This is a genomic window from Sphingopyxis indica, from assembly GCF_032879645.1.
GTDB lineage: Bacteria > Pseudomonadota > Alphaproteobacteria > Sphingomonadales > Sphingomonadaceae > Sphingopyxis > Sphingopyxis indica.
On sequence record NZ_CP076394.1, the window covers coordinates 2001768 to 2023086 of the forward strand.

Here is a 21319-nt window from a genome sequence, read left to right on the forward strand (position 1 = left end):
GGGGTAGGTCACAAAAAAAGTTTCTGTCTATCGTCGCTTGAGAGTGATTTCACCCGGTTTGGTCTTCTCGACGTCGAGGTCGAACAGCGAAGCCAGTCGATCGGCAACCTGATCGGCATCGTTCACCCGGAATCGGCCGCTCACCCGCAACGCCCCGATGCTCGGGTCGCCTAGATGGATCGTAGTCGCGGAATCCCTGTTGGCTTCGGCAATTACCGCAGCCAACGGTGTGCGCTCGAACTCGCGCACCGGCACGATATTCGCCGGGGGTTCAAGTGGCTGAAGCTCACCCTTTTGCGCAAGGGGATGAAGCACCGCCGGCGTAACGATCGCGAAGCTGAGGATCTCGCCAGGTTCAAGACGTGCGATGGCCGCCGGGCCGGTCGTTCCCTTGATGGCGCTAGGACGCTCGACATCGACGGCACCACGCAGCAGCCTCACCGTCACGCGTTCGTCACGCTCCAGACTGACCTCGAAGATCGTCCCGCGCGCAGTCACGCTCCCTCCGCCGGCCAGGACGACGAAGGGGCGAGCTTCATGTGCGACCTCAAAGCGGGCGCGGCCGCGCTCGAGCTTCAACTCGCGTCGGTCAAGGGTGAAGCTCGTGTAGAGTTCACTGTTGGCAGCGAGCTCGACCGAGGAACCATCGGCGAGCCGAACCGTCCTTCTGGACCCGTTCAACGTCGCGTAGCGCTGGCGTTCGGCCGGTTGATCCACCTTCGGCTGTGCCACTTGGACTTGAACCCCGCCCGTGCCGAGCAGCTCCATCTTCGCGATCCATCCTCCGACCCCGACGGTCAGGAGGAGACTGGCGGCGATCGCCGCCCATCTCCAACGGTGCCCGCTCTCGTCATTGTCATTGGCCTCGCCAGCTTGCTCCTCATCCTGGGCCGCCATGAAGCGACCCAAGGCAAATATCTCGCCGGCACGGTTATAGGCGCCGCGATGCGATGCCCCGAGGGCCAGCCAGTCCTCGAACTGAGGGCGCCACTCCTCCGCATCAGGACCCCGCATCCTGGCGAACCATAGGGACGCCTCTCGCATCTGCTGGTCCATCCTCGGCATAGGCTCCGGCATCTCGCCTTCAGCCATGGGTAATTCCGATGCTCTTGCCGATGCGCACAATGGCCTCAGCCACATGCCACTCCACGGTTCGGATGCTGATATCAAGCTGCTCAGCTATCTGCTTATATCCTAGTTCTTCGGCACGATGTAACAAATATACCTCTTTCGTCCTTGGCGGGAGGCTTTCGACAGCCAGTCGATAGCTTTCCCGCATGTCGTTTATTTCCGCGATCGTATCCGGCCCGGCAATGTCCTTGCCAGCCGAATAGACGACCGGATCGAAGGCCTCTGCCTTGGCCCAGGCCCGCGCGCGATCGGCGAGAAGATGTCGAACAATGCCTTGCAAATAGGCGCCGGGATTGCTTGTGGCCGCGCTGGATCGCGACGCGACCAGCCTCGTGAAAGCCTCCTGGACCAGGTCGTGCCTGTCCTCCTCCTGCCAGATCCGCCGTTTGAGGTATGAAAGCAGCTTAGGCGCCTCCCTCCGATAGACGGTTTCAAACTGGCGGTCGCCATAGCGTGCGGACGCACGCAGGCAGGTGCCTTTATCCTCACTGGCGCGAAACATGGGCCTACACGCACGTTTGGAGGTCGAAGCACGCCAAAGGGCGACGGCATACAGACAACGAAGACAGCATGAGAACCACCCAAGGGTGGCGGGCAATAACGTCCAATGCGTGCGCCCAACCGTCATGGATGGGCCCGTTGCCATGCCTGGAAGGTTTATCCTGCAGGCGGTTCCCAGCCGCTTTCCGCACTGCACCAAAACTCTGCAACGATTTCCGGATGGTTGCAAGGTACTAAGAGCGCGAGGCCTCCCATTCGCCGCTCCGTATCGCATTCCTAGCGTCCGGCCTGCTTGGGCGCCGGCTCAACCGTCACGAGTTCCACCATCCGGTCAAAGAAACGGTTGAGCAATATCCGCGTTTCCGGTTCCAGCTCGACAATGATCCTTCGACCATCGGTTGGATCGCGCCGGAGCTTGACAAGCCCCCGTTCAGCCATGCGATGGACGATCCGTTGCGAGTTTCGCTCCGATGCACTCGATGCTGCGGTCAGTGCGGTAAGCGAACGCGGCTGCCGGCACCTGCACGTATAGAGATCGAGAAGCATCTCGAAAGCCGGGATGGTGAAGAGGTCGCGACCCAGTTCGTTGGCGAGCAAGCGCTGAACCTGCTCCGTGAAGTCGGCCATGCTGCACCGGTCCACCGTCGCTGCGATGCGAGCCCCCTCCATCATGCCAGCCTCTCCCGGGGTGACCTGTCCGTTGGTCGGGAATCGGCAATCATATTGGTCGGATTGGGCATGACACGCTCCTTTCTCATTGGGGGGAAAGAAGCTCATGTCTCCACGCGGCATATTGTAAGTTCTTGCCTGTAAATTGCGCCCAGAATGCTTTGCTCCATTTTGGATGATTGCGAGGCCGGCAGTGAACAAGACTGAGATATGGAATAGGACGCTCTTAAGTCGATGCGTTGCGCTACTCAATTTCATGTGAGACGATTATGGTTTGGGCCGCCCACTATTGCGATTCAATTTGGTTTATCTGCTGCCAGCGATGAGCCTCCAACGTGTTACGCTCGCTTAATCCCGGCCGCTATAGCACCTCGTTCGAACTGTGCGGGGAAGTTGAATTGATCGAGATCGATCGCGTGATGTCCGATATGGCCAGACGGCGCCCGCTTTTCTGCTCGGAGGCCGATCTCCAGCATGAGCTGGCCATGGAACTGCGCATGCGACAGCCGCACCGGCAGATCCGACTGGAATATCCGCTTGGCGGCGACCTGCGTGGCGCGATCGACGCCCTCCTTCTCGGGGAACGACCCTTTGCTCTGGAATTGAAATATCTCTGCAAGGGCCTCGTTGCCGAGGTTGACGGGGAGCGATTCACGCTCCGGCAGCAGAGCGCCCATGACATCCGGCGCCATGACGTCTGCAAGGACGTGGCCCGAATGGAGGCCTTCGTTCGCCGGACGAACCATGACGCAGCCGTCCTAGTCCTTTCAAACGACCCTGCCTATTGGCAACCCCGCCGGCGCGGCGATACGGTCGATGCGGCCTTCGATATCGCCGAGGCGAAGGAACTCGCCGGCACACTCCAATGGGGTGACAAGGCCGGCGCGGGAACGACCAGAGGCCGGGACGTGCCCCTGCAACTGAGCGGCCGATATCCGCTTGCCTGGCGCGACTATTCCGATCTGGGCCTTCCGGCCGGCCGGTTTCGCTACCTGTGGATACCTGTCTCGGCCCCGGGGAACCGTGGCTCGCTAAGAGCGCCTTCGTTCGAATAGCGCCGCGAGTGGTCTGGGAGGGGAGGGAGAGCGGGGGTTGCCGAGTGATTTCAAGGCCGCACCGGTCCTGCAATCGCCAGCACTTGCCTGAACCGTCTGTCCTCGCATGGCTGCGCTGAGCGCGCGCATAAGGGACCAGAGCGGGCCGGGCCAACTCGCTCGGATATCCCCATGGCGCGCACCAACAACAACCGAAACCCGGAATTGGAGGCGATCGGCTCCGACATCGTCAAGCGCCTCGGCGGCACATGGAAGCCTGGCGGTGCCATGTGCCTGTGCCCGACGCACGCGGATCGCAGCCCCAGCCTGTCCGTGCGGGTCGGAGACAACGCCCTCCTCTTCAAATGCTTCGCCGGCTGCGACACGCGTGACGTCATCCGCGAGATCCTGCGCCTGGAGGAAAATGCCCTCCTCAATGTCGAGAGGACCGCTAATGCACCCTCGGACGCGGGAACGGACTTGTGGCGACGCCAGATCGCGCAGCGCATCTGGGACGAAGCGCGGCCGCTCAGCGGAACGCCGGCCGAACTCTATTTGCGCCGCCGCAGGATCGCCATCCTGCCGCGTTCGCTGCGCTTCCATCCGCGCACGCCGCTTGGGCAGGGCGATGCGGTAGATTTCCGGCCCGCCATGATCGCGGCGCTGCATGACGGCGGCCTCCACGATGAGGGGCGCTTCATCGCCATCCAGCGAACCTTCTTTGATCGGGACGATGCGCGGCGCGCCCGCGATCTCGCCGACCCACGGATGACGCTCGGCCGTCCCGAGCGCGCAGCCGTGATGCTGGGCACGGCGACGTCGATCCTTGGTCTCGCCGAAGGGGTCGAGACCGCCATCTCCGCGATGATCCTGTTCGGGATTCCGGTCTGGGCCACGCTTGGCAGCGAACGTCTCCATCAGATTGCGATCCCCGACCGCGTCAGACGCCTGATTCTCTTCCCCGACAACGACGTGGCCGGCGAAATCGGCCTTGCCCACGCGCTCGAGAGCTACGCGATGCCCGGTCGCGACATCGACATCGAGTTCCCGCCGAACGGCTTCAAGGACTGGAACGACGTGCTCCGGGTAGGAGGGGAGGGAGTGGGGGAGTGGTGGCGGCAAGTGGCCTGATGGTCAGGCTTTCCCCGCCAGGAGACTACCACAATGACGCAACTTCCCATCCTCGTCGCTGCGGCGAACCTCGCCAAATCGCCGAGCAACGTCCGAACTGTCGGCGATCCCGTCGCCGATGCCCAGCTCGAGGCGAACATCGCCGTCAAGGGCGTCCGCCAGAATCTGATTGGCGTGCCCGTGTCGCGCAAGAAGGGCCATTACCGGATCATCGCGGGCGGCAGGCGCCTCGACGCGGTCCATCGACTGATCGAGAAGGGCGTGTTCGATGCCGACTATCAGCTGGCGGTCCTGGTCCTCGGCAACGCCAAGGACGCGATCGAGACCAGCCTCGAAGAGAATTTCTTCAACCTTACGATGAACCCGGCCGACACCTGCCGGGCCTTCCAGGACATCATCGAGAGTGAGAAGAAAACCCCCGAGGACGTCGCGAAGCGCTTCGGCCTCACCGAACGGTTCGTGCGCAGTCGGCTCCGTCTTGCTGATCTGGCCGACCCGATCTTCGAAGCGCTGCGCAACGGCGAGATCACTCTGAATGTCGCTGTCGCCTATGCCAGCAACAGTGATCGCACCAAGCAGGCCGAGGTCTTCGAACTGCTCAAGGACGGCTATTACCGGGCCAACGTCAACGAGATCAAACGTCAGCTCGTTGAAGATACCTATGTCGGCAGCGATCCCAAGGCGCTGCTGGTCGGGCGCGATGCCTATATCGAGGCGGGCGGCCGGGTCGATCTCGACCTGTTCACCGACTCGACGACCGAGCGCTGGATCGACGGCGATCTCCTCAACCGTCTTGTTGCTGACAAGCTCGCGGCCGCCGCGGAGGCCCTGCGCGAACGTGAGGGGCTGGCGGAAGTCCGGGTCATTCCCTCGACCCATGTCAGCTATAACGACACCTGGGACCTGCGTCCGCTCAAGGGCGACACGCCCGAACTCACGGACGAGCAACAGGCGCGTCTCGAGGAAATCGAGGCCGAGATCGAGGCCGCCAACGAGGCCTGGGAAGACGCCGATGAAGACGGGCAGACCGAACAGGCCAATCGTGTCGAGATGCTCGAAGCCGAATATCGCGCGATCGAGAAGCCTGCGCCGGTCCTGTCCGACGAGCAGAAAGCAGGAGCGCTCGCCTATGTCGTCATCGGCCATGACGGCCAGCCGCGCCTTCATGAGCAGCTCTATGTCGCTCCGGTCGACGAGCCTGACGATGAGGAGCAGGGCGATCAGGTAGACGGTGAGGACGACAGTGACGATGTCGTCGCCGGTTCGGGCAAGTCCGCATACAGCCAGCGGCTCAGCCTGGAATTGGCCGAGATGAAGAGCGAATTGCTGCGTGTCCATATCGCCAGCGATCCGCGCTTCGCGCTCGACCTCGGCACCTTCTGGATGGTCGACAAGGCAACCCGTCATTCGGGCGGTTTCGATCTGGCGACCGAGCTCAAGGCGGACAAGCCCTACTCCGGGCTCACCGGCTACCAGAGCGGGACGCTTGCTGCCGAGGAATGGGGCAAGATCGACGAGGGGCTGGATCGTAGCTGGACCGAGGCTGGCGACGTCTGCCAGCGCTACGACGCCTTCTGCGCCCTTCCCGATGAGGCTCGTGCGGCCTGGCTCGCCTGGGCAATTGCCCGGACGCTCCACGCAGTCGTCGCGGGCAAGACGGGCGAGGCCATGATCGACCATCTCGGCACCAAGCTCGAGATCGATGTGGCGGCCTGGTGGCGTCCGACCGCGAACAACTATTTCGATCGCCTGAGCAGCAAGGCCGCGATCCTGACCCACCTCGAAGAGATTGGGGGCAGGGAACTGTCGAGCCGCTACGGTGCGTCGAAGAAGCATGACCTCGCGACCTCGGCCGAGAAGATCTTCGGTGGGTCCGTCCCCATCGAGGCTGAACTGCGCGAAGCGGCTCTCGCCTGGGTGCCCGATGTCATGCGTTTCGGCACGCCCGCGACCGCGCCCGAACAGGCGCCTGCGAACGACGAGAGCGTCACCGGCTCGGGTGACGAACTCCAGCAGGCCGCCTGATCCGACGCTCCTGGGACCGCAGCCTCGCGTTGCGGTCCCTTTTTTCGTCCACTTGCGCCTCGAGTGGCGAACCCAGGTTCAAGGAGCCAGGCCATGGCCGATATCACCCAGCTTCCCATAATGACCGCGCGCGATGCCGAAGCTGTGGGCTTTGCGCGCTTCAACGATGTACCGACCTTCCCGATCGATATTCCCGACGGAAACTTCACGATCAGCGCACGCACCAGCGATGGACGCCGTATCACCTTCTTCTTCGGCGAGTATGAACGCGGCGCGCCGCCGAGCTTCATCGACATCCAGTATCACGACAATGGCACCACCATTCCCAATGCGAATGGCGACACCTCGCCCAGCTTCGACATGCTGACGATCGGGCAGGGCGGCCGTCATGCCTATGACAGCAGGCGCCATCCGTTGGATGAGAAGCCGTCGATTGCCGTGATCCTCCTCGGATCATCATAGGCCGACACCTCCTTCTTTCCTTCTGCCTCCAACTCAGGGCCTGGCCTCGCGCCATGGCCCTGTTTTCATGCTGGCCGCACGCCCGGAGGGAAGGGGGGAGGGGATGAATGGGCCGCGATGGTCCTGATCCAATCCGGAGTTCCGCCATGTCTGTTCCTCTCCTTGCTCTCGCGCATCCCGACGAGCCCGAAAATTCCACCGCTACGCGTCTGTTCGGCGTCGCTACCCGGCTAGCCGACCTTCTCCAACGTGGGCGCTCAATCCGCCGCCAGGACCTCAAGCGCCTCATGGAGGAAGCCTTCAGGGCCTCCGACGCGACAGGCACCTGGTCGATGCGCGATGCCTATGACGCGCTTGAGGCCGCACAGGTCATCCTCCTCAAATCGTCGGGTGGCTGGGCCGGCGTCGATCTGGCCGGCACTGATGCATTCGCCTCGCTTCGCCGCTTCGAACGCGCTCTCCCGACCCAGACCTATCGCAGCGAGCATCAGGTGGAGATGCAGCAGTTCAGCACAACGATCTCGCTCGCCTGGCTCGCCGCACAGGCCGCGCGAATCCGCCCGGACGATCGGGTGCTTGAACCATCTGCGGGCACCGGCATGCTAGCCGTCCACGCCTTCGGGGTCGGCGCCGCACTGTCCCTCAACGAGCGCGACTCCTATCGCGCCGCGCTGCTCGGCAAGCTGCTCGGTGTGCCTGTCACGACCCACGATGCCGAATTCCTCAACGACCTGCTACCTGCCGGCGATTCCCCAAGCGTCGTGCTGATGAACCCGCCCTTCAGCCGGAGCGAAGGTCGGGGCAAGGACCGCTTCGCGGGCGCCCGTCATCTGCGTTCCGCGCTACTCCGCCTGGTGCCGGGCGGGCGCTGCGTCGCGATCATGCCACCCAGCTTCGCGGCGGACGGCACTGGCGCCACCGGCTATGCAATGGTTTGCGAGACCACGAACCCGCGTGTCGAGATCACCATCCTTGGTAACCCCTATGCCAAGCATGGCACCAGCATCGCCATCCGGCTGATCATCTTCGACAAAGGCTGGGCAGGGCCGACAGAGCGCTTGACCGCCCAATCCATCGAGGAGGCCGAGACCCTGGTCACAGCCGTTCCGCCGCGCCTTGTCGTTCCCGAGCCGGAGCCCCCAGCGCCAGCCGTCATTCCCTTGCGTCCGCGCCGTGCCATGATGCCGTCGCCATCGACGATCTTCGGTGGCATCCAGAAGCGCGCGCTGGTTGCGCCCGACCGCATCGCCGCGGATGGAAGCGCCAGACCCGTTGACTATGCGATCCGGGCCACGCCGCTGCCAGCGGGCGACCCTGTCGGGCATTACGCCCCCTGGCGGCCCGCGCGCATCGATATCCCCAACGCCAGGCCCCACCCGGACCAACTGGTGGAGTCGGTTGCGATGGCATCCGTGCTACCGCCCGCGCCCAGCTATCGCCCGATGTTCCAGCCGCAGGCCTTCGCCGCCCTGTCCGATGCCCAGCTCGAGACGATCATCCACGCTGGCGAAGCATGTGACCGCGATCTCAAGGGCACCTTCGCGCCCAACAAAGCGGGCGACCAGCTGCACGAGGATCCTGACGGTGCCGTTTACCGGACAGGCTTCTTCATCGCTGATGGCACTGGTGTCGGCAAAGGCCGTGAAGGCGCAGGCATCATCCTCGACCAATGGAACCGCGGCCGCCGCCGGGCGATCTGGATCTCCCGCAGTTCGGCCTTGATCGAGGACGCAAGGCGGGACTGGAGTGCGCTTGGCGGCGTCCCGATCGATATCCAACCGCTCGATGCATTTCCTCTCGGCGAACCCGTCGGCATGGCCAGCGGAATCGTCTTCCTCACCTATGCGACGCTGCGCTCCCAGCGCCATGACCGCGCGTCGCGCCTGCAGCAATTGCTCGACTGGGCGGGACCTGATTTCGACGGCGTCATCCTGCTCGACGAATCGCATGCGCTCGGCAATGCCGCCGGCACCGAGACCGAGTTTGGCGCCGCCAAAGGGTCCGAACAGGGCCTCGCCGGCGTCCGGCTGCAAATCGCGTTGCCGCGTGCCCGGGTCATCTACGTCTCAGCGACCGGCGCGACCAAGCCGGAAAATCTGAGCTACACCGCGCGGCTCGGCCTCTGGGGACCGGGCACCGCCTTCCGCGACCGAGACGCTTTCCTCGCCGCGATGGAAGAGGGCGGCATCGCGGCGATGGAGATCGTCGCGCGCGATACCAAGGCCATGGGCCTCTACACGGCCCGCGCGCTCAGTTTCGCCGGCGTCGAATATGACCCGCTTGAGCATAAGCTGACCCTCGCCCAGATCGAGATTTACGATGCTTATGCTGACGCCTGGGCCGTCATACATCGCAACGTCGATGCAGCGTTGAAAGCCGCCAATATCGTCGATCGCGCCTCGGGTCGGACGCTGAACGCCATGGCGAAGGGGTCGGCGCTCAGCCGGTTCGAAAGCTCCAAGCAGCGCTTTTGGTCGGCCTTGCTCATCTCGATGAAGATGCCGACGGTCTTCGAGGCGATCGAAACCGAAATCTCGGCCGGCAATGTTGCCGTCGTCCAACTCGTCAGCACCGCAGAAGCGATCCTCGACAGGCGGCTTGCCGAACTCTCGCCTGAAGAACGCGCCCATCTCGATCTGGAGCTCTCGCCGCGAGCGACCATGATCGACTACCTCAAAAACGCCTTCCCGACCCAGCAGATGCGCGTTTTCTCCACCAGCGACGGATCGCTCCGGTCAGAACCGATGCGCGACGAAGCGGGCAATATGGTCGAGTGCGCGGAAGCCATCGCAACGCGCGATGCGCTGATCGAGGAACTCTGCGCCATGCCTCCGGTTCCGGCGGCCCTCGATGCTCTGCTCGCCCATTTTGGGACGGCAAAAGTCGCCGAGGTAACCGGCCGGTCGCGGCGCATCGTCATAGGCAGCGACGGTTCCCAGAAGCTCGAACGGCGCGGCGCACGCGCCAATCTCTCCGAGACCCAGGCGTTCATGGATGGGCAGAAGCCAATCCTGGTCTTCTCCGACGCAGGCGGCACGGGCCGTTCCTATCATGCCGATCTCGCCTGCGGGACGGCCGACAAGCGCCGCGTCCATTTCCTGCTGGAGCCGGGCTGGCGCGCCGATGTCGCAATCCAGGGCCTGGGGCGCACCCATCGCACCAATCAGAGCACGCCGCCGGTATTCCGGCCGGTGACAACCGACTGCAAGGGCGAGCGACGCTTCATCTCGACGATCGCGCGGCGTCTCGACAGCCTGGGCGCACTGACACGCGGCCAGCGCCAGACAGGCGGCCAAAACCTGTTCGATCCGGCGGATAATCTGGAAAGCGACTATGCCCGGGAAGCCCTAACCCAATGGTATCATCTTCTCCATGGCAATAAGCTCTCGAGCGTGACCATGGAGAGTTTCCAGACCATGACCGGGCTCAAGCTCACCGACGAGGACGGCACACTTCTCGAAAAGCTGCCGCCGATCCAGCGCTGGCTCAACCGCATCCTCGCGCTCAGGATCGCGACCCAGAACGCGATCTTCGACGAATATATGGGGCTCATCCAGGCGCGCATCGACGCGGCGCGCGAAGCAGGCACGCTTGACGTCGGGGTCGAGACCATCCGCGCTGAGCAGATCATCACCCGATCCGAACAGACACTGCGCACCGATCCGGTGACCGGTGCCGAGACCCGATTGCTGCGGCTCGAGCTTCATCTGCGCCCGCGCGTGATGCACTGGAAGCGGCTGATGCAGATCTGGGACGGCACGCGTGAAATCGCTTATCTCTGGAACAGCCGGTCCAAACGCGTCGCTCTCAAGGTGCCGTCCTGGTCGATCACCGACGAGGAAGGGCGCATCGTGCCCATGTGCCAGCTTGTTCGTCCGACCGGCGGGACGCGCATGCAGGAGATAGCGATGTGGGCCAGCCTCTGGAAGGAGATAGACCGCGACGAGTTCCAGAAGCTTTGGGAAACCGAAGCAGCCGAGGCCGAGGCCAAGGTCGATATCGAGACCGTCAACGTGGCGACTGGCCTCCTCCTGCCGGTTTGGCACCGACTTCCTCAGGATGATGTCCGCGTCTGGCGGATCGATGATGGCCAGGGAATTTCGATCATCGGGCGCCTGATCCCACCAGCGGCGATGGCGGAACTGCAATCAGCCTTCGGTCTCGACGGCGCGGTCGAACTGACCGCTGCCGAACTTGGCGCCGCGGCCCAGAAAGGGACGGGCGTTGCGATCCCAGGCCTGGGCGGCGCGACCTTGGCAACCGCGCTCGTCAACGGCTCGCGCCGGCTCGAAATCCGCAACTACCGGCCGGAAGACCGCGAGCGATTGAAGACACGTGGCGTGTTCAGCGAGGTCATTCAGTACAAGACCCGGCTATTCATTCCGCTCGACCGGTCGAGCGAGATCATCGAGGCAATCCTGGCGATGTCGCGGATCTGATCCCATCTGAGATCCGATCACCCGCGAAAAGCGATCCGGGCGCCTCACGCACCCGGATCGCATCGATCAGTCTGCCGCCAGTGTGGTCTCCGCCGCCTGTTCAACGGGTGGAACCGCCTCGGTGCCTGTCTTTTTCGCCCGAATGCGCTTCGGCTTCGGTGCTGCAGCCCCGCTCGCGACAGGAGCCTTTGCGGCAACCGCCCTGGTGACCTTGCGCTTGGGCTTTGCCGCTACGGGCTTCGGTTTGGCCGCGGCGGCCTCGATGAGCGGATGATCTCCCGGCGCGGACACTGCCGGGAGTGTGTCGGCAACGGCAGGCTCGCCCGCTTCGGAAACCGGTGGTGCAGGCGCGTCCACAGCGACGGCCGCAGGCGCTGCCTTACGGTTAGGCTTCTTGGCCACCGGCTTCGGTTTGGCGTCGACAGTCTTGGCTCGCGAGCGACGTGCCGATGCGGGCTTTGCAGCGGGCGTGTCGGCGACAACAGGTTCGGGCGCTTCGGCGACCGGGGGTACAACTTCCTCGGCAACAGGCGCAGGCGAGGTTTTGCGCTTGCCGCCGAGGCCAAGCTTCAGTGCCACTTCCCTCCGGGCCGCCGAATATCCTTGCGCGACCATCGGATAGTCCGCCGGAAGGCCGTAGCGGCCACGATATTCTGCAGGCGTCAATCCATGCGCAGACAGATGTCGCTTGAGCGCCTTGTAAGGCTTGCCATCGATCAGGCTCAGTATGTAATCGGGCGAGGCCAGACTTTCCTCAATGGAGACCTTGGGCTTGTATTCCGCTGCGGCGACCGGCGTCTCCGGGACAATCTCTTCAGTCACTGGAGCGGGGACTGGAGCCTCCGGGGCAGCTTCTTCGGCTACTGGCGCGGCGACTGGCGTCGCTACAGGCGCGTCGCCCAGCAGCGCTCGCCGCGTCCCCTCCACTAGCGCCGGCAATTCGGCGCTCGGCACGGTGTTGTTCGCGAAATATGCGCTGAGCAAGGTCACGGTCAAAGACATGACGCCCGAATCTTCGGTCTCGGCCATCTAACATCCTTCTTCTTGCTGGGGATACGGGTCTTGAACCAGGCGCAGTTGCGCAAGTGTAAACGATCTCGTGCCTTCATTCGGCGGCCAAGTCAAAGGGAGGGGAGGAGGGTGGTTGTGGTTGGCGCGGCAATTGGGCTGCCCACTATCTTCATGGAGACCCCATGGCCGACCACTTTATCCAGGGCTCATTCGCCTTCACCTGCTCGATCGCCGAAGCCGCACTGATCGAAGAGGCATGGCAGCTTGCCGCCGATCTGATGGGGGATTTCGAACCTGCTCCCATCAGCGACGAATTGCTGGCAGTCTTTCCGCCGACCCTTGCCGATAAACCGCTGAGCGGGTTCACCGCGATCTTCGATGATGCGAACTTTCCCGACCTCGGCGCCTACATTCGGGTCGAGAATTCGATCGAAGATCCCAAAACCTGCTCGGTCAGCATTTATAGCGACACAGACTTCCAGCCGTGGCCCATTGCCGGGCTGATCCAACGTTGCTGCCAACCGTCACTGGCCATTGCTCCGATCGGCTTTGACTGGAGCCTAACCTGTAGCAAACCCCGCATCGACAGTTTTGGCGGAGGATGGTGCGCCATATTCTCGGACCGGATCGAGATCGAGACCACGCGGGAAGCGCTGTCGAAGGCGCTCGACGGTGGACTGTCATGAGCCGCCCCAGTCATTGGGATGACAATCCCGACCATCCTGTCGACGACTGGAAAACCGAAGTTGCGAACGACGATACCCGTCTTGGCTATCTCGACTGGGTTGAAGCCCGGTCGGAAATGCTCGCCTCCGAGGATAGCGCCAGAACGGCCGAAGTTTCACCGCGTCGTGATGCCGTTCGCATCCGTGCAACCGATCGGCTTGGCAACATCGCCTATATCCATCGTGAAACGAACCGCCCGATGCGCTGCACACTCGCCAGCGGCGTGTCCGCCGCGCTCTTCTACGCCGGCATCACGACCGATGAGATGATGTGTTGCTTCGCGCTCGATGATTGCGAAACCGCCGACCAGGCGCTTGCTGTCCTTCGGCGCTACGGATCGCTCGACTATGGCTATTGCCACGCCGGGCCGCCACCGGGCTGGTATAGCTCACCAGCGACCGCACCCGCACTTCATCTGCTCGCAGGCCTGCTTGGCCAGATCGACCGACTGGCGACCATCATGCCGGACGTCCTGGACCAGATCGACGAGGACGCCGTGAAGCGCGCCCGCGCCTTCATCGCGATGGAATTGCCCTCAGGGTCCCACGGGGCCTGACAACAGCCGGCCACCGGGCTGGCCGCCAAACCCTTACTACGGAGAAAGACCATGACCGACGTATCGACGCCGGGCGCGCCCGCGCGTCTGTACAGCCAGACCCCGTTCGACGAACGCGGCAATTTTCATTATGAGGGCGACCTCTATCGACCCGGCTACAATCTCGCGACACTCGCCGCGCGCATCGAAGGTCATCTCAAGACCAAATTCCCCGACACCCGCTTCGCGATCAGGACCGATAAGTTCGCGGGCGGCCGCAAGATCACCGCCGAAATCCTCGACACACCGGCGGACCTTATCGGACGCGACGCACAAAATGACTTCTTCGTAGCGGTGCGCGACCAGATGGAGCGCTTCGGCTACACCCGATCCAATCTCTATCAGGACTTCCACAACTGCTCCTTCTATTGCGAGGCACGGATCGGACAGGCTTATTGGGCAGCACTGGCCGGCCGCCGGGGGCGCAAGAACCCGGTCGAAGCCAAAGTCTCCCTTGCGGCGTTCAAGAAACAGGTCAGGGCTGGCGACAGCCTGAAGCTGGTCGATGCACCAGCCGGACATCGTTCCCTCGGGACGACAAGGGCAATCACCCAGGTTCGCTCAGGGGATCTCATTCTCGAAGGTCGCTCTTATCTGAGCTTTCCGCGCGCCTCCGCCTTCGCCTGCGACGGGCGGCTCGTGCGGATTTCGAATGGCTCGGAATATGACCCGGATTCGCATCTGCTCTATGAGTGGCTGCGCCGGGACGCCGCCTGAGCCATGGCCTTCATCGTCAAGGGACCGGCTGTCTGCAACAAGCCGGGCTGTGGCAAATGCTGGGACGTCGATCCCGTATTGCTTGTCCCATGCCCGGATTGCCAGGCGCCCGTCGGCGTCGGCTGCCGGCGCCCCAGCGGCCATGGTGGTCCTTTTGTCGAACTCCATGCCGCACGCGACCTGCTCGCCGACCGCGAGGGCAAATATGGCCCGTGCCCCTTAGGCATCTGCGGCCTTGCGGCCCGTAACCGGCAGTCGAGCCTGCCGCTGTTCGACTGAACGGAGCCTCACGAAACACGGCAGGCCTGTCTCCTCCATCATCTTGGGAGCAAAAGATGCCCGACACTCTCTTCCATCAATTTGCCGACAGCGAAGGATGGAGCGAGGCCACCCAGGTTGGCCTTCTGCTACGCTATATCGGCGCGCAAGACGATCTAGCCACCTTTGCGGACTTTCTTGCCCAATGCCGTGACAGCGAGCCTGACGGCGCGACCGACCCCGCGGATCGCTTCATGTGGGAGGTCGCCGAGAGCCTCGGCAATCCCGGTATCACCCTCAATGCAGCATTCCAGTCTTTTTGCGCCAACGCCTTCGACCTGCTCACCCCGCGCCAGGCCGCCGAACGCTGGTGCTGCTGGTCGGCCGGATAGTGCGAGGCCCCATGACGATCGACATCATGGTCGGGCTCCCGCACCTGGGCGATGGCGCAATTCTCAACCGCGCGGTCGACATGCGGGTACCGGCGCTGGTTTCAGCCAATGCGCTGTCGCGCTGGAGCCGCCGCAAGGGCTGGCCGGAATGGCTAGGGTGGAACCTCGGCCAACTCGCCAACGCGTCGAGACTGGCCAGCCTCTCACTCGATTCGGCGGGGTTCGTCGCCATGGCGCGCTATGGCGGCTTTCCCTGGACGACCATCGACTATCTGGCGCTTGCTGCATGCTTTCCGTTCCGCTGGTTCGCCAGCATGGACTATTGCGTCGAACCCGAAATCGCCCGCGACCGCGAGGAAGTGCTCGACCGCATATCGCGCACCATCCGTGCCAATTTCGATTGCCGGTCGGGCGCGCGCGATCTCGGCATCGAGCACCGCTTGATGCCGGTGATCCAGGGTAGGCGGCCCGAGGATTATGAACGCTGTCTCGACGGCCTCGCACTCGACTATGGCCGTACGCCCCTGATCGGCGTAGGCAGCATGTGCCGCCGGGAAGTCTCGGGCCCGGAGGGGCTGATTGCTGTCTTCGATCATCTTGACTGCATTCTGCCCAAGGGCGTCATGTTGCACGGCTTCGGAGTCAAGGGAACCGCGCTCTCCCACCTGAAGGGGATCGAGTACCGGATCGCCTCGATCGATAGCCAGGCTTATGGCCAGGCGGCAAGACACGATGCCTTCGCGCGCGGCGTCGCCAAGACCGACACCCTGGTGGCGCAGCACATGCAGGCGTGGACGGCCAGCCAGTTCGCGCGTCTTCGTGAGTCCGCTTCCCCCCGCCAGTCCGAATTGTTCCTGCCCCGAACTGATCCACTTCCGGGCGACCCCTGGGAACAGGCGATTGCGCAGGCGCGTGCCGAGATCCGCACCCTCGTTGAGGACGGCGACATTGGCCACGAGGACGTGACGACGCTCTGGGTCGAGCAATGGGCGGCCGACATCTACCGCGATCGTATCGCGCACTAAGCCCCAATCCGAGGCCGTGCGCGCCGGGATGGAGGGAAGGGGGTGGGGGAGAGTTGGCCGGTCCGAAGCGGATCGGGTCCTTCCAACCAGGAGATGTCCCATGGCAACGCTTGCCCAGCATATCGACGCGCCTCAGGTTTCTGGCGCCTACAAGGTCGACATATCCCGCGGTCGCAACATCGGACGGGTTTCGTCCGAATGGTATTCGCGTCCGGATGACGAGAAATTCCTGTCCCTCGACGACCTCTATGACAACGTGCGCCGTCGCGCTGACCGCGCACGCACGCGCATCGTCGAAAGCCGCGACGTCCGCGTCGAGGCAAGCATGGACAATGCCGAGCGCCTCAGCCTCATCGTCCCCGGCGAGGCCGAGCCGATCGCGCCCACCAACTGGTCGTTCGGGCAATTGTCGAGCCTGGTTGGCGCTCCCGCCTCCTATCTGCGGAGTCTGCCCGCCGCGCTCGCCGGCATCAATCTCCAGCACGGCCTGCTGTCGCACCGCGGCGAGCAGGTAAAGCTCCTCAAGACCAATGAGGGCCGCTCCGAACTGCGCGCCGTCACCGGACCCGATTATGGTCGCATCTGGGACCATGAACTGGTCGCGGCCGTCATGAAGATCGCGGGTAACGGCGTTTCCGATACGCGCTGGAAGGTTCCGGGCGTGCTCGACTGGCGGTCGATGCGCTATAATCCCTATGTCGATGTCACGCGCGAGACGACGACCCTCTATGCTTCGGATCGCGACGTTTTCCTGTTCCTGGTCGACGACACGCATCCGATCGAAGCCGGCAAGCTGCCGAACGGCGATCCCGATCTCTTCTTCCGCGGCTTCTATTGCTGGAACTCGGAAGTCGGCTCCAAGACATTGGGAATCGCGACTTTCTATCTCCGCGCGGTTTGCATGAATCGCAACCTTTGGGGCGTCGAGAATTTCGAGGAGATCTCGATACGCCACTCGAAATTCGCCGCCAATCGCTTCGCCCATGAAGCGGCGCCCGCGCTCGAGACCTTCGCCGACTCCTCGGCCATGAGCTTCATCGAGGGCATCAAGACCGCGCGCGGCCGCCTCGTCGCACGGTCCGACGAGGATCGCGACACCTTCCTGCGCAAGAACGGCTTCTCCAAGACCGACACCGCGAAGATCATCCAGTCGGTGATCGCCGAAGAAGGCCATCCGCCCGCCAGCCTGTTCGATTTCGTCCAGGGGATCACCGCGCACGCTCGCACCAAGTCCAACCAGGACACACGACTCGAAATCGAAGGCAAGGCGCGCAAGCTCTTCGCCAAGGCGAACTGAGGAGGACGCCATGCCGAGCTTCACGATCGAAAGCACCTACCGGCTGCCGGTTTTCCGGCACCGGACCTATGAGGCGGCCACCCCCGAAGATGCCTGTCAGCTCGCCATCGCTGACGAGGACTGGACCGGCCAGAAGGAGGACTATGAGAATAGCGGGGCCACTTATCTGACCGGCATCTGGCCCGGTGTGGATAGTGCCTATATGGCCCCTGCGCTGGCGCTGCCGCCCGGTTACGGCGAAGGTGAATGTCCGCCGCCGATGACGCAGACCGAGCCGTCTCCGCTTGCGGCGTCTCCGCTCATGCCACGCTGTCGCCATTGCGGCAGCGCGGACATCTGCCGGGATGCGAACGCCATCTGGGACGAGACCGCCCAGCAGTGGTCGCTGCTCGCAACCTATGACAGCCAGACCTGCGAGCGTTGCGGAGCAGACAGCAACAATCTTGCCCTCTGGGTCCCCGTCGCCGAAGCTGGCTCGGCCACCGCTTTCCTGTGGGAAGTGATCCAGGCGCTGGAAACCACATCCCTGGCTTGGGAAGCAGACTTCCAGTGTTTCTGCAACGAGAGCTACGGCCAGCTGACCGCTGATGAAGCCGCCACCCGATGGCGGAGCGCTGCTGGCGTCTGACAATCCGGTCCGACCAACGGGCCGACCTTCAATACCCGCTCACCCCAAGGCGGCTTCGACCCAGGTCGGAGCCGCCCTTTTCATGTCGAAAGGATCTGATCATGCACGCATCCGCCCAGGTCGAAATGCAGACCTTCATCGTCACCGTTGAATTCTCCAGCGGCGGCGAACCCTACGCCACCGAGACGTATACGGTCGAAGCGCCCGACTGGTATCGCGCCCAACGCGACGCGATCGAGATGTCGGTCTCCAGTCCTTACGACAATTCCCGCATCCCCGAACTCACGCGCCGCGTGATCGCACAATAGCCGGCCTCGGCTCTCTCCCGCCACCGATCACGGCACGGCGGGAGGAGTCACGTCTGCAACCGGAGTTGCCGCTCATGATCACCACCAGAAGCCAGCGCTGGCGCGATCGACGCTGCCACTGGGTGCCCGGTGCCACCGAGATCGATCCCCGGCGCTTCGCCGTCGATATAATCGATACCGTCAAACAGGCTGCCCCCTTCGTGCGCCAGCATCATTATGCCGCCTCGATGCCGGTCACACGCCTCTCGGTCGGTCTCTTCCGAAACGGCGCTGGAGGGCGATCCGACCTGGTCGGTGTTTGCGTCTTCGCCCACCCGGTCAACAATGCCAGCGTCCCCAAATCGGCTGGACTTTCCGATCCGCGCAGCGCCTGCGACCTCGGACGCCTTGTGCTGCTCGACGACACCGGCGGCAACGCCGAAACCTGGATGCTCTCGCGGGCCTTCAAACTTCTGCGTCGCGAGAAACCGGAAATCGTGTCGGTCATCTCCTATGCCGATCCGATCCGCCGCACCGACGACCAAGGCCAGGTGTTCATGCCTGGCCATGTCGGTTCGCTCTATTGCGTGATGGGCAGCCGCTATACCGGCCGCTCGTCCGCGCGCATCGATCTCATCCTGCCCAACGGCCAGCCGATCTCAAGCCGGGCGATCTCCAAGATTCGTAACGACGAATGCGGCCAACGCTATGCCGCCGAGCAACTCGCCGCCGCTGGTGCCCGGACCCGTCGTTTAGGCGAGGATGGGGTGCATTGGCTCGCCGATCTCGAACGCTCAGGCTTTCTGCGCCGCCAGAAGCATCCGGGCAACCATGTCTATCTTTTCCCGCTCACCAAAGCGGCGCGGCTCGCGGCACGCAAGGTTCCAGACTTTCCCTATCCGATACTCGACCGCATCGCCAGCGACGCAGATGTCACCGCGTTACCACTTCTCAGAATGGCGTCATCACCAGGATGATGCCAAAGGCGTGCCCGTATAGTAGAGCGCAAGACTGCAAACACAGCCTCTTCTACTGATAGTGCGCGACCGACCGAGGGAGCACCAGAATGCCATTCCGTGAGGGTCATATCTATCCGCTCAGGGATCCAGGCAGATTTGTCGAAGCTTTGGGCGAAATCTCGCACCACCGCAGAACAACGCTGCTCGCAATCCCTCTTGAGTTACCAGCCAGCGCCTTCACGCACGCGCTCCTGGCCTATTACGGTCCAATCCCCGCTGACGCGGCCACGCATGACGCCTTCATCACCACCGATAAAGGCGATGTGCATCCAAACATGGACAAGCCGATTTCGATCCATCTAGACGACGTCATTCTGGAGGACGGCCGACTCCTGCGTCTCGACTGAGCCAAGACGACTTCGTTCCGGCATCCGAGAAACCCTGCACCGGCAATGCGTTCACCGGGTTTCTGCGCGTTCCGTCCACCGTTCGTCCGCTGCGGCAAGACAGACCTGGCAGCAGTCCTAACCCTGTCTATCGGTTGCCGACTACCGAGGTGCCAAGGACCGCCTCGCACGGCATTGGCGAAACGCGGCGCGCGGTGCTGAGCCTGCCCATCGCGCCACGCCCGCCGGCGACGTGACGGCGCTTCCGCTGCCTGCCCACGCAGCCTGAGGAAAACGGACGCAGCCGGAGGGAAGGGGGTGGGACTGGGTGCCGGTCCGGGATCGGTTCAACGGAGACCCACCATGTCCGACCATGACGCCCGCGCCCTCCTTGTCGAGGCGCTCGATTTCTTCAACGACCATCCCAGCTTTAGCCTGCGACGCGACCGGCGTCGCACGAGCTACGAACTTGCCGCGCGGATCGATGCCTTCCTTGCGCCGGACAAAGCCGTTCTGCCTGTCGTGGCGGATGCACGCCAACGCTGGGAGGCCTCCCATGACGTGCGGATCGACCCCGGCGAACAGGCAGTAGCGCGCGAAGACGATGGCTATTGGGTGCGAGCCTGGGTGCGGTTGAGCGAAGTCGGCCTCAGTCCCGTTGCGCCAGATCTGGCCGGGCAATACGCTCACGCCGTGGCCGCGCTGCCGGAGATCACCCGCAAGGTGCTGCTCGCGCACCAGCGCGACAACGAGGACTTTCGCACCATCGCTGTTCGGCTCGGCATCACGACGTCTGAGGTCGAGCAACATATCGCCGACGCTCTTCTCGCCATCGGCCAGGCGCTGAATCGCCCCTGATTTCACGCCCGAGGCACTCCTCCCGACCCGAAATTCCGAAAGGATATCATCATGACACCTATGACGAGGCACGATTTCGCGCGCCTTCTGGCGCGTGCCCGTGTTGCCATCGCCGGCAACGCCACTAACCCGGCAGACAGCACTCTACGTGACGACCTGGCACGGGCCGAACAACTCACGGAAAACCATGTGGTGCCCTGGCCGGCGGATATCCACGTGGCTTTCATCGACCATCGTCATGGAGGCGATCTCTATGCCGCCTTCACCCGCGAGGCGCTGATGGCCGAGGTCGGCGAATTCTGCCGGGAATGGTGGTCCGAAATCAGCGACAAGCGGGACCCTTCGGCGCTGTCCGACGAAGATGTCGCCTCGGTCTATTTTGATGGCCACGACAACGAATATCTCTGGACCGAACGCGTCTCCGTCGACCGACCCGCAATGGACACCGACGGCTTGCGCATCGGTCGCCATCTGGTGATCAGCACCAGTCACATCCAGCCTTCGACCGCCGACCTTCTCGATCAATGGGCACCCCTGCTTCCGGAGAACCGCCCGCTAGGTGTTGCGGAAGCCGGCTATGGCTGGTTCGTCCTCACCGACCCGCTCGACGGAGACGAACGGGACATGATCCCTTCCGAGCTGTGGTCCGCGATCGAATATGCCCGCGCACAGGGCTGCAGGTGGCTCCTCCTTGATCGCGATGCCGACACCGTCGACGCGCTCGAAACCTTCGACTGGTGAATGCCGCCATGCACGCGCGCTCCACCCGTGCCGAAGTCCGCAATCCC

The 21319-nt window shown here is 63.4% G+C and carries 22 protein-coding genes; 18 read left to right on the top strand and 4 right to left on the bottom strand.

From position 1 onward, the window contains the following. Positions 1-27 precede the first annotated feature (27 nt). The 3 genes from KNJ79_RS09450 to KNJ79_RS09460 all read right to left on the bottom strand — a co-directional run bounded on the left by KNJ79_RS09450 (position 28) and on the right by KNJ79_RS09460 (position 2409). On the bottom strand, positions 28-1092 hold the full coding sequence (locus tag KNJ79_RS09450) for a FecR family protein (RefSeq protein WP_317153735.1): 1065 nt from the start codon (positions 1090-1092) through the stop codon (positions 28-30). Beyond that, positions 1085-1633, bottom strand: coding sequence for an RNA polymerase sigma factor (locus tag KNJ79_RS09455; RefSeq protein ID WP_317153736.1), 549 nt, complete (start codon positions 1631-1633; stop codon positions 1085-1087). Before KNJ79_RS09455 ends, KNJ79_RS09450 begins: the two co-directional genes overlap by 8 nt. A 275-nt stretch (positions 1634-1908) precedes the next feature. Continuing rightward, positions 1909-2409: a MarR family winged helix-turn-helix transcriptional regulator gene (locus tag KNJ79_RS09460; RefSeq protein ID WP_317153737.1), complete on the bottom strand. Its 501-nt coding sequence runs from the start codon at positions 2407-2409 to the stop codon at positions 1909-1911. Between the two features lie 290 nt (positions 2410-2699). Here KNJ79_RS09460 and KNJ79_RS09465 point away from each other — a divergent pair, with 290 nt between their 5' ends. The 5 genes from KNJ79_RS09465 to KNJ79_RS09485 all read left to right on the top strand — a co-directional run bounded on the left by KNJ79_RS09465 (position 2700) and on the right by KNJ79_RS09485 (position 11392). Then, the gene (locus KNJ79_RS09465) at positions 2700-3356 is read left to right on the top strand and encodes a hypothetical protein (RefSeq protein WP_317153738.1); all 657 of its coding nucleotides are present in this window, start codon (positions 2700-2702) and stop codon (positions 3354-3356) included. 171 nt (positions 3357-3527) lie between these two features. After that, on the top strand, positions 3528-4466 hold the full coding sequence (locus KNJ79_RS09470; RefSeq protein WP_317153739.1) for a DUF7146 domain-containing protein: 939 nt from the start codon (positions 3528-3530) through the stop codon (positions 4464-4466). A 33-nt stretch (positions 4467-4499) separates the two neighbouring features. Next, a complete protein-coding gene (locus KNJ79_RS09475; protein WP_317153740.1) occupies positions 4500-6491 on the top strand; it encodes a ParB/RepB/Spo0J family partition protein in 1992 nt (663 codons plus the stop codon). Between the two features lie 93 nt (positions 6492-6584). Next, positions 6585-6953: a hypothetical protein gene (locus KNJ79_RS09480; RefSeq protein WP_317153741.1), complete on the top strand. Its 369-nt coding sequence runs from the start codon at positions 6585-6587 to the stop codon at positions 6951-6953. 146 nt (positions 6954-7099) lie between these two features. Continuing rightward, positions 7100-11392 carry a strawberry notch-like NTP hydrolase domain-containing protein gene (locus tag KNJ79_RS09485; protein WP_394357174.1) on the top strand — a complete coding sequence of 1431 codons (4293 nt, stop codon included), beginning with the start codon at positions 7100-7102 and terminating at the stop codon, positions 11390-11392. Between the two features lie 66 nt (positions 11393-11458). Here the strand turns inward: KNJ79_RS09485 and KNJ79_RS09490 are convergent, their stop codons facing one another. Beyond that, the gene (locus KNJ79_RS09490) at positions 11459-12421 is read right to left on the bottom strand and encodes a MucR family transcriptional regulator (RefSeq protein WP_317153743.1); all 963 of its coding nucleotides are present in this window, start codon (positions 12419-12421) and stop codon (positions 11459-11461) included. Positions 12422-12585: 164 nt separating this feature from the next. Here KNJ79_RS09490 and KNJ79_RS09495 point away from each other — a divergent pair, with 164 nt between their 5' ends. The 13 genes from KNJ79_RS09495 to KNJ79_RS09555 all read left to right on the top strand — a co-directional run bounded on the left by KNJ79_RS09495 (position 12586) and on the right by KNJ79_RS09555 (position 21272). Then, entirely contained in the window at positions 12586-13089 is a 504-nt protein-coding gene (locus KNJ79_RS09495) for a hypothetical protein (protein WP_317153744.1), read from the top strand. Beyond that, positions 13086-13685: a hypothetical protein gene (locus tag KNJ79_RS09500; protein WP_317153745.1), complete on the top strand. Its 600-nt coding sequence runs from the start codon at positions 13086-13088 to the stop codon at positions 13683-13685. The genes KNJ79_RS09495 and KNJ79_RS09500 overlap by 4 nt, the downstream gene beginning before the upstream one ends. A 51-nt stretch (positions 13686-13736) precedes the next feature. Continuing rightward, on the top strand, positions 13737-14441 hold the full coding sequence (locus KNJ79_RS09505) for a hypothetical protein (RefSeq protein ID WP_317153746.1): 705 nt from the start codon (positions 13737-13739) through the stop codon (positions 14439-14441). Positions 14442-14444: 3 nt separating this feature from the next. Next, on the top strand, positions 14445-14720 hold the full coding sequence (locus KNJ79_RS09510; protein ID WP_317153747.1) for a zinc finger domain-containing protein: 276 nt from the start codon (positions 14445-14447) through the stop codon (positions 14718-14720). Between the two features lie 56 nt (positions 14721-14776). After that, entirely contained in the window at positions 14777-15091 is a 315-nt protein-coding gene (locus KNJ79_RS09515; protein ID WP_317153748.1) for a hypothetical protein, read from the top strand. A gap of 11 nt (positions 15092-15102) precedes the next feature. After that, a complete protein-coding gene (locus KNJ79_RS09520) occupies positions 15103-16116 on the top strand; it encodes a deazapurine DNA modification protein DpdA family protein (RefSeq protein ID WP_317153749.1) in 1014 nt (337 codons plus the stop codon). Positions 16117-16216: 100 nt separating this feature from the next. Continuing rightward, complete coding sequence (locus KNJ79_RS09525; RefSeq protein WP_317153750.1) at positions 16217-17413, top strand: DUF932 domain-containing protein; 1197 nt, start codon at positions 16217-16219, stop codon at positions 17411-17413. Positions 17414-17423: 10 nt separating this feature from the next. After that, complete coding sequence (locus tag KNJ79_RS09530; RefSeq protein ID WP_317153751.1) at positions 17424-18041, top strand: hypothetical protein; 618 nt, start codon at positions 17424-17426, stop codon at positions 18039-18041. A gap of 101 nt (positions 18042-18142) precedes the next feature. Then, positions 18143-18349, top strand: a complete 207-nt coding sequence (locus tag KNJ79_RS09535) for a hypothetical protein (RefSeq protein WP_317153752.1) — start codon at positions 18143-18145, stop codon at positions 18347-18349. 74 nt (positions 18350-18423) lie between these two features. After that, the gene (locus KNJ79_RS09540) at positions 18424-19305 is read left to right on the top strand and encodes a Mom family adenine methylcarbamoylation protein (RefSeq protein WP_317153753.1); all 882 of its coding nucleotides are present in this window, start codon (positions 18424-18426) and stop codon (positions 19303-19305) included. Positions 19306-19394: 89 nt separating this feature from the next. Next, a complete protein-coding gene (locus KNJ79_RS09545) occupies positions 19395-19694 on the top strand; it encodes a hypothetical protein (protein ID WP_317153754.1) in 300 nt (99 codons plus the stop codon). 342 nt (positions 19695-20036) lie between these two features. Beyond that, positions 20037-20531, top strand: coding sequence for a sigma factor-like helix-turn-helix DNA-binding protein (locus KNJ79_RS09550; protein ID WP_317153755.1), 495 nt, complete (start codon positions 20037-20039; stop codon positions 20529-20531). A gap of 51 nt (positions 20532-20582) precedes the next feature. Beyond that, entirely contained in the window at positions 20583-21272 is a 690-nt protein-coding gene (locus KNJ79_RS09555) for a DUF5983 family protein (RefSeq protein WP_317153756.1), read from the top strand. Positions 21273-21319: the final 47 nt, after the last annotated feature.